The sequence below is a fragment of the Desulfuromonas sp. genome (assembly GCF_002868845.1).
In the GTDB taxonomy this organism is placed as follows: Bacteria; Desulfobacterota; Desulfuromonadia; order Desulfuromonadales; family BM501; genus BM501.
Window position 1 is genome coordinate 1 of sequence record NZ_PKUB01000048.1, and the last position, 11,435, is coordinate 11,435.

Annotated in this window: 14 protein-coding genes; 9 read left to right on the top strand and 5 right to left on the bottom strand. The window is 53.6% G+C overall.

The genetic code is table 11. From position 1 onward, the window contains the following. Window positions 1–42: 42 nt before the first annotated feature. The 5 genes from C0617_RS14335 to C0617_RS14355 all read right to left on the bottom strand — a co-directional run bounded on the left by C0617_RS14335 (window position 43) and on the right by C0617_RS14355 (window position 2,240). Complete coding sequence (locus tag C0617_RS14335) at window positions 43–273, bottom strand: HypC/HybG/HupF family hydrogenase formation chaperone (RefSeq protein WP_291317725.1); 231 nt, start codon at window positions 271–273, stop codon at window positions 43–45. A gap of 90 nt (window positions 274–363) precedes the next feature. Next, entirely contained in the window at window positions 364–1,131 is a 768-nt protein-coding gene (gene hypB, locus C0617_RS14340; protein ID WP_291317726.1) for a hydrogenase nickel incorporation protein HypB, read from the bottom strand. 2 nt (window positions 1,132–1,133) lie between these two features. Next, window positions 1,134–1,475 carry a hydrogenase maturation nickel metallochaperone HypA gene (locus tag C0617_RS14345; protein WP_291317727.1) on the bottom strand — a complete coding sequence of 114 codons (342 nt, stop codon included), beginning with the start codon at window positions 1,473–1,475 and terminating at the stop codon, window positions 1,134–1,136. Between the two features lie 133 nt (window positions 1,476–1,608). Beyond that, a complete protein-coding gene (locus tag C0617_RS14350) occupies window positions 1,609–1,902 on the bottom strand; it encodes a HigA family addiction module antitoxin (protein ID WP_291317728.1) in 294 nt (97 codons plus the stop codon). Window positions 1,903–1,958: 56 nt separating this feature from the next. Continuing rightward, window positions 1,959–2,240 (bottom strand): type II toxin-antitoxin system RelE/ParE family toxin, encoded by a 282-nt coding sequence (locus C0617_RS14355; RefSeq protein WP_291317729.1) that lies wholly within the window; start codon window positions 2,238–2,240, stop codon window positions 1,959–1,961. Between the two features lie 498 nt (window positions 2,241–2,738). Here C0617_RS14355 and C0617_RS14360 point away from each other — a divergent pair, with 498 nt between their 5' ends. The 9 genes from C0617_RS14360 (at window position 2,739) to C0617_RS14400 (ending at window position 11,182) form a co-directional block, all read left to right on the top strand. Then, the gene (locus tag C0617_RS14360) at window positions 2,739–4,088 is read left to right on the top strand and encodes a hypothetical protein (RefSeq protein ID WP_291317730.1); all 1,350 of its coding nucleotides are present in this window, start codon (window positions 2,739–2,741) and stop codon (window positions 4,086–4,088) included. Window positions 4,089–4,321: 233 nt separating this feature from the next. Next, the gene (locus tag C0617_RS14365) at window positions 4,322–4,600 is read left to right on the top strand and encodes a hypothetical protein (protein ID WP_291317731.1); all 279 of its coding nucleotides are present in this window, start codon (window positions 4,322–4,324) and stop codon (window positions 4,598–4,600) included. A gap of 4 nt (window positions 4,601–4,604) precedes the next feature. After that, window positions 4,605–5,441: a hypothetical protein gene (locus tag C0617_RS14370; protein WP_291317732.1), complete on the top strand. Its 837-nt coding sequence runs from the start codon at window positions 4,605–4,607 to the stop codon at window positions 5,439–5,441. A gap of 38 nt (window positions 5,442–5,479) precedes the next feature. Further along, a complete protein-coding gene (locus C0617_RS14375) occupies window positions 5,480–7,441 on the top strand; it encodes an ATP-binding cassette domain-containing protein (protein ID WP_291317733.1) in 1,962 nt (653 codons plus the stop codon). 134 nt (window positions 7,442–7,575) lie between these two features. Continuing rightward, window positions 7,576–8,439 (top strand): ABC transporter substrate-binding protein, encoded by an 864-nt coding sequence (locus tag C0617_RS14380; protein ID WP_291317734.1) that lies wholly within the window; start codon window positions 7,576–7,578, stop codon window positions 8,437–8,439. Next, window positions 8,432–9,250, top strand: a complete 819-nt coding sequence (locus C0617_RS14385) for a class I SAM-dependent methyltransferase (protein WP_291317735.1) — start codon at window positions 8,432–8,434, stop codon at window positions 9,248–9,250. The genes C0617_RS14380 and C0617_RS14385 overlap by 8 nt, the downstream gene beginning before the upstream one ends. 101 nt (window positions 9,251–9,351) lie before the next feature. Continuing rightward, entirely contained in the window at window positions 9,352–10,257 is a 906-nt protein-coding gene (locus C0617_RS14390; RefSeq protein ID WP_291317736.1) for a thymidylate synthase, read from the top strand. A 40-nt stretch (window positions 10,258–10,297) separates the two neighbouring features. Continuing rightward, complete coding sequence (locus C0617_RS14395) at window positions 10,298–10,720, top strand: nucleoside 2-deoxyribosyltransferase (RefSeq protein ID WP_291317737.1); 423 nt, start codon at window positions 10,298–10,300, stop codon at window positions 10,718–10,720. Between the two features lie 117 nt (window positions 10,721–10,837). Continuing rightward, window positions 10,838–11,182: a DUF3024 domain-containing protein gene (locus tag C0617_RS14400; protein WP_291317738.1), complete on the top strand. Its 345-nt coding sequence runs from the start codon at window positions 10,838–10,840 to the stop codon at window positions 11,180–11,182. Window positions 11,183–11,435: the final 253 nt, after the last annotated feature.

Here is an 11,435-nt window from a genome sequence, read left to right on the forward strand (position 1 = left end):
GCTTCTTCGCCACCTGCGGGTCGCGGAAGGCCTCGGCGTACCTCATTCGACGAGTCCGCCGTCGGCCAGGACCTGGCGGAAGAGGGCCAGGGTCTCTTCGGCGTCCTCCACGTCGAGCTTCTCGATGGCGAAGCCGGCGTGGATGAGGACGTAATCCCCGACCGCGATGCCCTCCACCATCATCAGGCTCGCCTCTCGGGTCACCCCGTCGATCTCGCACAGGGCGGTGTCGCCGTCGATCTGTTTCACTTGCATGGGGACTGCGAGGCACATGGGTTTTCCTTGAAGGCGGTGACGGGTGAATTTTGAGGCCAGTGACGGGTGACGGGTGATCAGTGACGAGTAGTCAAATCCCAGAACCCGTTACTCGTTACTCGTTACTTTCTTTTCCATTCCCGCCTTGAGCCACCGATACCACGCATCCATCCCCTTCCCGCTGCGGCAGGAGAGCTCCAGAATTTGAATTCCCGGATTGACCTTGCGGGCGAAATCCTTGCACTGCTCCAGGTCGAAATCCAGATAAGGGAGGAGGTCGATCTTGTTGATCAGGAGGAGGTCGGCGGCCTGGAACATGTGGGGGTACTTGACCGGCTTGTCCTCCCCTTCGGTGACGGAGAGGACGGCGACCTTGTGGTCCTCGCCGAGGTCGAAGGAGGCGGGGCAGACGAGGTTGCCGACGTTCTCGATCATCAGCATGTCGGCGGCGTCGAGGTCGAAGTCCTCCACCCCGTGGCCGACCATGTGGGCGTCGAGGTGGCAGCCGGCGCCGGTGTTGATCTGCCGAACCGGCACCCCGGTGGCGGCGATGCGGTCGGCATCGTTGGCGGTCTGCTGGTCCCCCTCCAGAACGGCGAAGGCCGTCTCCTTCGAGAGTTCGCGCAATGTCCGCTCGAGGAGCGAGGTCTTGCCCGAACCGGGCGAGCTCACCAGGTTGAGGACGAAGAGATTCTTGCTCTGGAAGAGGGCGCGGTTGCCGGCGGCCAGCCGGTCGTTCTTGGCGAGGAGGTTCTCCTCGATGCGCACCGTCTTCGGGCCGCCGTCGTGATCGTGACTATGGGTGTGATCGTGGGCAGAGGAATGGTCATGCGTGGGGTCATGGTCCGGGGCCGAGCAGCCGCAGTCGATGCACATGGTCAGTCGATCTCCATTTCGAGGATTTTCAGTTCGTCCCCCTGCAGCCTCTCCAGGCCGAAGGCGCCGCAGTCGGGGCATTCGAAGGTGTACGGGTCGATCTCCGGCTCCCCGCCGCAGTTGGCGCAGCGGCCGCGGCCGGGGACGTGCTCGACGATCAGCCGCCCCCCCTCCAGCATTGTTCCCAGGGTGCAGGCCTCGTAGCAGAACTCCACCGCCTCGGGGACGACCCCCGAGAGGGCGCCGATGGCCACGGTCACCGAGAGGACTTTCTCCGCGCCCTCCTCCCGGGCGGTGCGCTCGGCGATTTCGACGATGCTGCGGGTGATGCCGACTTCGTGCACTCGTTCTGTCCTCGGGGTGGGGGGCGCCGGGGCTGTTGGGGCCGGGTGCGGGCGCGATTCGTTCACTATGGGGGATTGGGTTAGGAAAATCAAGGGTTGCGGAGGGGGAGGGCGTATCCGTTGCTCGGGGGGGCTACGCCGCCCGCGTCCTGACCTCCTTGGCCAAGCGGTCGCCCAGCACCTCCCGCGCTTTCTCCAGGTCGTAGTCGGCCTGAAGCCCCATCCAGAATGCTTCACTGGTTCCGAAATAACGCGCCAACCGCAAGGCCGTGTCGGCGGTGACGGCCCGCTTGCCGTGGACGATTTCGTTCACCCGGCGGGGGGGGACGCCGATCTCCCGCGCGAGGCGGTTCTGGCTGAGGTCCATCGGGCCGAGGAACTCTTCAAGCAGCACTTCACCGGGGTGGATATTGGGCAACTTCTTCATCTTCTGTCCTCCCTCAAACGGGAATTCGTGGGTTCGGCAGAACTCGCGGGTTCAGGTTAGTGGTAATCGACAATCTCGACATCCTGGGCATTGCCCTCATGCCAGACAAAACAGATTCTCCACTGGGCGTTGATGCGGATGCTGTGTTGTCCGCTCCGGTTTCCCTTGAGTGCCTCCAGTCTGTTGGCCGGCGGGATTTTCAGGTCGGCCAGGGTCTGGGCATTGTTGAGCATCCTCAGTTTTCTCCGGGCGACGGCCTGGATATCCTGCGGCAACCGCCGGGAGATGGTTCCCTTCCAGATCTTTTCCGTCTCCTGGCAATTGAAGTTCAAAATCATAGTTCAACTATAACGCTCAGCGACATATAACGTCAAGCGTCATGGTTGATTTTTCATCGGATCCTGGGCCGGGTCAAAACCGATGCCGGGGGGGCGCGGCAAGGTCGGGCCACTCGGGCTTCAAAGAGCGAGCTCAAGCATGAGTTTCAGGATTCTGATTTTAAAATCCGACGTTATCAGATTTGATCCGTGTCCAATCGCCTCTCTGCTTTGGACCCTGCTTGAAGATCGATACTGGCAAGGGTGAGAGATTCAGTACAGAGGCACCCTGCCACGGGACGTTCACTCCCGCCCCTGCTTTGTCAGAGCATCTCCCGCCTCCCCCAAATGTAATTTCAAGGACTTAAAATTATTGACAGTTTCACATTGTTTTTGTTATTTAATAAGCCATTCATTTGTATACAGTATGCTTTCGGAGGGGTTGTTGATGAATTGAGGCTGTCGCAATCGGGTTGAACACACCGGTTCCGGCGGCTTTTTTTGTTTTCGGGGGGAAGGGTGAAGCAGAGGGTATTTCTCATCCACGGCTGGTCGGTGCAGGAGACGACCACCTACCAGGCGCTGCACCTGCAGCTGGCCAGGGCCGGCTTCGCCCTGGAGGACGTCTATCTCGGCCGCTACGTCACCCTCGAGGACCAGGTCGAGATCCGCGACATCGCCCGCGCCCTGCACGCCGCCCTCGACGAGAAGCTCGGGCGGGACTGGTCCCAACCCTTCCACATCGTCACCCACTCGACCGGCGCCCTGGTGGCTCGCGCCTGGGTCGCCCGCCACTACACCGGCGACTGCTGCCAGCACCGTCCCCTCCAGAACCTCGTCTTCCTCGCCGGGCCGCACTTCGGCTCGCGCCTCGCCCACCACGGCCGCTCCATGCTCGCCCACGCCCGCTACCTGGGGGACACGGGCGAGCAGATCCTCCGCGCCCTGGAGCTCGGCAGCGCCTTCTCCTGGCAGCTCGCCGACCTCTGGCTCGACCCGGCGGTCTGGCAGGAGAAGGGCGTCCGTCCCTACTGCCTGATCGGCGACCGGGTGCTCAAGGGCTTCAAGAACGAGTTCGCCGCCAAGGTCTTCCCCGCCGGCTTCGAGGCGGGGAGCGACATGGTGGTGCGGGCGGCGGCCGGCAACCTGAACTTCCGACGCTACACCCTCGAGGCCAGAAACGGCAAGCTCCACTTCGACGGCGCCGTCGAAGGCGTCCCCTTCGGCACCCTGTGGCAGCACGTCCACTCCGGCCCCGAGCACGGCATCATGAACAGCATCAAGCGCCGCACCTCCGCGGAGGGGCACCCCGCCCTGCGGCGCATCCTCGACTGCCTGAGCGTGGCAAATGATGCCGGGTACGCGCAGGTGCGGCAGAGTCTCGCCCTCGACACCGCCGCCACCCGCCAGAAGCGCCCCGGTTTCGCCCAACTCGACTTCCGCTTCCGCGACCAGGAGGGGCAGCCGGTCAGCGACTACCTCTTCCACCTCGGCTGGATCGACGGGCAGGGTAAGGAGCGCCCCAGCAAGGCGGTGCGCCACACCCACAAAAACGAGAAGGACCCGAGCCACTTCACCGTCTTCATCGAGATGAAGCACCTCGACCCGGCCCTGACCTATTTCGTCGACCTGCAGGCGAACTCGGGTTCGCGGTTGTTCGGTTATGAGCCGATGAAGGTGACGACGGAGGGGAGATTGAACGTGCTCGCCGAGCTGGTGCGGGAGGATCAGACTACGCAGGTCGATGTGGTGCTTTCGAGGAGAGCCGGGGGGGATTTGTTCGTGTTTCATCCGGGGAATGATGCGGCGTTGCATGTGCGGTGGGATCGGCGAGGGAGTGTTGTGGAGACGGGGTTGGGGGTGGAGTAGGAGGTCCTGCGGAATTGAAGAACAAGAATAAAGACTTGACCCCCAAGAACGGTTCGTGTTTCATCCGGGGGATGATGGGGGTTTGCATGTGCGGTGGAATCGGCGGGGGGGTGTCGTGGAGACGGGGTTGAATGTGGAGTAGATACTCGGTCGCTGGAATATCAAGAGTAGATACTCGGTCGCTGGAATATCAAGAGTAAAGACTTGGCCCCGCGAAGTTTCCTTTCATCGAGATGAAGCACCTCGACCCGGCCCTGACCTATTACGTCGATCTGCAGGCGAACTCGGGGTCGCGGCTGTTCGGTTACGAGCCGATGAAGGTGACCACCGAGGGGAGCCTGAACGTGCTCTCCGAGCTGGTGCGGGAGGATCAGACGACCCAGATCGATGTGGTGCTTTCTAGGAAGGCCGGCGGGGATTTGTTTGTGTTCCATCCGGGGGATGATACGGATTTGCATGTGCGGTGGAACCGACGGGGGAGTGTTGTGATTCCTGGTTTAGGGGTGGAGTGAAAAAGTGGCGCGGCAAGTTCTGGCCTCATGGGACCAAGGCAAGCAACCTAAAAAAAACAAAACTGCCTCTCTTTACTGCTGTGAAAAAGGTGAAATAATGGGAAACATTGTCCGACAAAGTCGCAACATACAAAAAGAGGCAGATTCTGGCATAAACCTGCACAAAGTCATCAATGGCGTCTTACTTATGGCCATATTTCTTGTAATCGGCTTTACACCAAAGACATGGTCATCAATGTTCACCTACACCAATAAATTTAACCCTACTGAATGGTGGGAGCTGGTTTCATTGTTATACACATTATCTTTTTCTGTAATTGTGTATTTTCAATTGGTAGCTCACTTGTTTTTATCCAAAACGGCGATGAAACCCTACCAAGTAGCATTGATCTGTGCTGGCCTGTTCTTGATACCGATTGTGGTTTTTGTATCGACATTTTTTTTGGGTAGCTATGTTATTAATGACAGGACTAATCATGCCGACTACCTGTGGTACTACGGGTGTGTTCTTTTAGTAGCAATTATCTATCTCATAGTAGATACGGCATTTGCAATGATAGACGAAAGCTCATCGGTTTCACAGGAGTCATCGCTTGCAAGGACATTTGCAGACTTGCCAATGGTCGTAGCTTTGTCGATCCTGTTTGTCGTAGTATATCAGGCCTCTGATACCCACTCACTACATGCAACTACTACTTTCACTGGCGGGGCTCTTGCTTTCCAGATGTGGCTTTCTAACATTGTATTCATTGTTATACAGGGAAACCTGTTTTGGCCCTTTCTAAATAAGTGCTGTGCCAACGTCCAGGATGCAGAGACCTTAGAAAATAAAGCCCACTAGAATTCCAAACACACTGATTCAGAAAATCATGGGTCGTCATGTATAATACGATTGCTTTAAGGTCGCTTGATTTTTCCTACGGGAAAAATGGCAGGGTGTCACTTTCACTGTTCTCCGATTTTTCGTTATCAATTTCAGAAGGTGAGGTGCTTGCCATTCTTGGACCCTCGGGTTGCGGAAAGACAACCCTGCTGAATCTCATTTCAGGTCTTTCACGACCGGATGGCGGGTCAATAACTGTGCGTGGAATCGACCCGGTAGAGAACCGATCTACAATGGGACAAGCATATGCATTCTTTTCGCCACCGCTTCTTCCCAACCTGACACTGTTAGAAAACACTGAGCTACCACTCGAACTGTTGCGTGTGCCCCAATCAAGGGGGCGCGCACTGGATATGCTGAAGCAGTTGGGGCTTGCAGGCTTTGAGGATTGCCTGCCATTTGAACTTTCCGGTGGGATGAAGGCCCGTGCCGGCTTTGCTGCGGCTCTTGCAACGGAGCCGGAAGTGCTACTTCTCGACGAACCTCATGGAGCATTAGATTTAATTACTCGGGACAGTGTCGATCGTGCGATAAGGAAAGCGATTGCAGAGAGCCGCGAGAAAAATCCAATGACAGTTGTATTGGTGACACACTCCATTGAGGAAGCCTGCCGCATTGCGGATCGATGTGTTGTGCTATCTGGAGGGCGCCCTTCACAAATTGTGGGAGAGGTCGTAATTTCCAGGCCGCTCAGCCAAAAAAGCAACAATTATCGCCGCACGAAAGTTAACATTGAATCAGCACCTGGCCTCAATAGCCCGCGGCCAACTCGTTCCGAAGTAATTGAAACTGACTCAGAGCAATTTGCCGAAAGAGAGATTCGAAGATTACTCACAAAAGCTGTTTCCCTTGGAAAGGTGGTCGTTGTGGCACCCGACGAGTCCACAGTTGCCTTGGCAAGGCCTGCCCTGCATTTGTGGGCAAGGAATGGCAGGGAGGTTTCCCTCATAAGCTCTGTAGATGAATGGCCAGAGGCTGGTGCCGGTTCTGTCGTTTACGTCGGAATCCCGCATGATTCGGATGCCCAGAGATATGGCAAGCTTGCTAATGATTCCTGCTACGCAGTTTTGTCGAAGATTCAAAATGGACACGACCTGCCCGGCGGCTGGAAACCAGTGGCCTCCTTAGAGGAAGGCCTCATACAAGCCCATGGTCTCGCACGGCCTAAAAAAACTGGCAGGCGAGGGCAGTGGGAAATTTCGCATGCTGGCTTCGGGGTTGCTTGGGTAGTAGCACTCCTGGGCATATGGGCCGCCGCGACTAGATTTCTCAACATCCAGCACTTTCTATTACCGCCACCGGAAGATGTTTTATGTTACGCGCTGGCCCAATGGCGCCATCTCGCCATTGATGTTATGCAGACGAGCTCAGAGGCAGCTCTTGGCCTGTTGCTGGCTGTCTGCTTTGCCTTCGTCACAGGCGTACTTGTGGATCGGGTACGATTGGCAGACAGGGCTATCTGGCCTGTGCTGATTGCCAGTCAAGCAATTCCATTATTGGCGATTGCACCTTTAGTACATCTATGGCTGCCTGGCCTATATGGTATCGTTGCCATGACAGCACTACTGACCTTTTTTCCTCTTGCAGTAGCCTTTAGAGCAGGACTGCAGGACATTCCTCGAGAGGAAAAAATGATGTTTGCGGTTTATACGCAAAACTGGGTGGATACATTTTTTAAGTTGAAATTACCGGGTTCGCTGCCTGTTGCCCTTGCTGGGCTTAGAACTGCTGCGCCGATTGCAGTAATTGCAGGGATACTGTCAGAGCTAACCGGGACCGATAGGGGACTAGGAAAGAACTTTCTCCTTGCAGTTAAAAAGCTGGAACCTGAATTGTTATATTCTTCGCTCGTACTTTCAATTATACTTGGGTTGTCATTTTATGCTGCTGCCGTTTTAGTGGGGCGCCTGTTGCAGCATCCACAACAAATAGAAAAAGGTTCGAGAGAGGTCCAATGATGACAAAATTGCGTATATTGTTGACGGTAATGTTATTAGTGGTTTTGGCTCTGGTTGTGTACAAGAGTTTTTTCACCCACCCACCTAGGGCAGCTCACCAGTCAATATCGTTACGGCAAGAATGGATTCCTCAAATGACTTTTACCGGTGAGGTCGTCGCAAAGACAAAAAATTTGTTCGGGCCAAATTTAGATATCGAGATCCGATCGGGGGGCTTTGAGTCAGACCCAATCAAGTCCGTTGCCTTGGGTGGCGACACCTTCGGTGTCGCAGGTGCCGAACGCGTACTGCAAGCAATCGAAAAGGGAGCAGACTTGGTTGTCATAGGGGTTGTGAATCAAGTGTCGCCCTCTGTGTTTGTTGTCCATGAGAACTCTTCTATAATGACTCCTAAAGATTTTGAGGGGCATACCGTCGGAGTTCTGAGTGGGTCAAATACGGAGATAGCTTATCGAGCAATGGTAGCGCGTGCCGGAGTTGACAGTTCCAAAATGCACGAAGTCGAAATTTCATATGATTTGCCCGGATTCATATCTAAGAAGTTTGACGTCCTTCCAGCGTTTGCGTATGATGAACCACTTTCTTTAAGGCAAGAGAACGTTGATATTAGGCTAATTGAACCAGAGAAGTTTGGAATCAAAATCATAGGTAACGTATATTTTACCACCAGAAAGACATTTGAAGGAAACAGGTCATTAGTTGATCATTTTGTTAAGGGTATAATGCAGGGCTGGGAATGGGCTTTTGAGCACCCTGAAGAGTCAATTGAAATGTTGCGTGAACTTGATCCTAAGCTGGACTTGGCAAAGGAGAGAGAATCACTACTTCTCGCAAAACCATATTTTATCCCCGAAGGCTATCGTCTACTAGAAATAAGGAAATCTGACTGGGAAGAGGAGGCTCGGCTGCTGCAATCAATTGGCTATCTCGACAAAACCCCAGATCTCAACCGAGCCCTAGCGCCACAAATAGTTGAGGCGGCATATTCTTATGAGTAACCGCAAGGATTTCATTCCAATACTGGATGAAGAGGCATCTGGAGTATCTCCAGATGCAAATTCTGTCGCGAACCTTTGGGATATTAACGCTGACTCTTGGGCTAAGGCACGAGCTGCTGGAGGCCAAGCCGTAGTAGACCGACTATATGGGGATGAAGTATTTCGAATGCTATCGCCCATGTCTGGAAGTCGCTTGCTAGATGTGGGATGCGGGGAGGGCGGTTTTTCTAGAAGGGCTGCTCAGGCAGGTGCGCGTGTCACTGGCGTAGACATTTCCAGTAAGATGATTTCGATTGCAAAGAGTGAAGAACAGCGGCAATCTCAGGGTATAGAATTTATAGCAAACGACATAGCGAAGCTGCATGACTTAGAACGAACTTTTGACGCAGCAATGGCTATAATGTCTCTAAAAGACATGCCTGATGCTGCGCAGGCAATTGACGTAATTGCGTCTTTGCTTAAGGCTGATGGTGTGTTTGTGTTTGTTGTGTACCACCCTTGCTTTGCCGCACCTGGTTCAGGATGGCGCAGAACAGATGTCGAGCCATTCTGGCAGTTTGATCCAGGTTGGTACTGGAAGGAAAGGCCCGTTCTTGAGCGTTGGATGCCTGAAGGTGTAAGTGATTTTCTCCCTAGTCCAATCTTCCATTTTCACCGCAGACTTGAAACTTACTCACAATATCTTAAAGATAGTGCATTTTCTGTCGTACAAATAAGGGAAATTTGTGCATTGCCCCGATTGGCACCTCCCCAAATGCCAACTTCTTTACCACTTTACCTTGTCGTAAAGGCAAGAAAACTCAAACGCTAATTCAGTCTGACACAGCCCCTAATTCTATGAATATACCAACGGCATATTCTTGCTTCACTGATCTTTGGCTTGCTGCAGCTCGTGATGTTTTAGAGTCAGGCATGCCAACCTCGCCCAGAAATCTTGAAACGAGAGAGATAGTTTTCTGGGCGGAGAGACTAACTAACCCGAGAGAAAGGCTGCTTGAGATACCCGGCCGACTACTAAATCCCTTTTTCCTTATCGGTGAGTTGCTTTGGATTCTCCGGGGTTCCGATAACGTTGGGGAAATTGAGTACTACTTGTCGCTGATTCGCAAGTATAGCGACGATGGCGTCTCTTTGCATGGAGCATATGGTCCGAGACTCTTTGGTCGGCATAAGCATCAAAAAATAAACCAAGCACACGCCTTAGTTGAAAAACTTAGAAAAGACCCGGATTCAAGACAGGCTGTATTGCAGATATATCTACCTCAGGCAGATTGGGCCCCTACTCTCGATGTGCCATGCTTATGTCAGATACAGTTTTTAATACGAGACCATAAACTACATGCAATTGCTACCATGCGAAGTCAAGATGTATTTCGTGGGATGCCATATGACGTCGCATGGATGTCCCTGCTTCAAGAGCATATTTCAATGCAACTTAACATCGATCTTGGCAGCTTCACTCATGTGTGCGGGAGTCTTCACCTATATCAAGCCGACATGCCATTAGTAGAGCAGTTAATGGCAGCAGCACCCGGTCCAGGCATGGCAACGCATGGTAGGGAGATGACCCCTCTTCCATGTGATGTTACAGGAAGTCAGATTGATGCAATCATGAAAACAGAAGAGTCGTTACGTACAAATAAGCCACTGGAAGTCGAAGAACATGTTACCCTAAAAGGGTTATGGGCGGAAGTTGCCATCCTCCTTCAAGCTTATACTCTTTTTAAAAATGGGGATTCGCCTAAAGCCATCACTCTAACTAGGAGTATTGGGGGGGCGCTTGGAGAAATGGCAGAGAAATTTATCCTTAAGAAGTAACCACCAGAGTTTGCAGCGCACATAGGAATTGAAGAGGCATATGAAAGTCTATTTTGCAGGGTCAATTAAAGGGGGGCGCACTTATTCTAGGAGTTATCGACTGATAGTGGACGCTATTTCTCGACTCGGGTTGGAAATATTCGGCGCTCATGTTGCGCAAATCGATCCTAACCATGGAGAACCGGGCCCGCGTGAGGTTTTTAAGAGGGACATCTCATGGCTAAGAGCAGCGGATATGGTTATAGCAGAGGTAACTCAGCCTAGTATTGGGGTAGGTTATGAAATTGCATTTGCACTTTCGCTAAAAAAACCTGTGCTCTGTTTGTATCGTAAGGACGTTGACATAGATCTTCTTTCTTTCATGATTTTGGGCAATGCCGAGCCGAATTTCAATCTACGAACGTACGATGATTCTAGCATTAATTTAATCCTCAGTGATTTTATCGTATCGACCAATGATTAGCTGTCAGGTCCCGGATGATTCCTGACTTGCTTGGATGACGCGGGGTCAAGTCTTTACTCTTGAGTTTTGCTAGCCATCCTCTACACTCTAGAAATCCCCCTCTGAAAGGATGGCCCCATGCCCCTCCCGCCCCTCGTAAAACAACTCGCTGAAAAGAAACTCACCGCCTACTGCCAGGGAAAGATCCCGAGCCATCTGCAAAACGAGATCCGCCTCAATTTCAAATTCCGCGGCAACACCGTTACCCTTTTGGAAAGTCGCCCCGCTTTCGACATGCCTGACACGTGGGTCGATATCCCCGTCGCCCAGTTCCGCTACGATCCGGACGCCAAGCTCTGGTCTCTCTTCTGGGCGGATCGCAACTCCCGATGGCATCCCGACATGGAAATCGACCCGGTGAAGGACTTTGATCGTCTCCTCCAGGAGGTTGAACGCGATCCCACCGGAATCTACTGGGGATAGGGGAGGGAGCTATGGCCCGGGTGGATTCAAGTTGCAAGTGCACCACGCGCTGCCTGCCACGTCACCTCCCGCGGCAACGCCCGGGGGATGATCTACGATGGAGATGATGACCGGGAACTTTTCCTCTCCATCCTCACAAAAGTTGTCCAAAGGCACCGCTGGCTCTGCCACGCCTACTGCCTGATGGGCAACCACTACCACCTTCTCATCGAGACCCCCGAGGGGAACCTCTCCCGCGGGATGCGCCACCTTA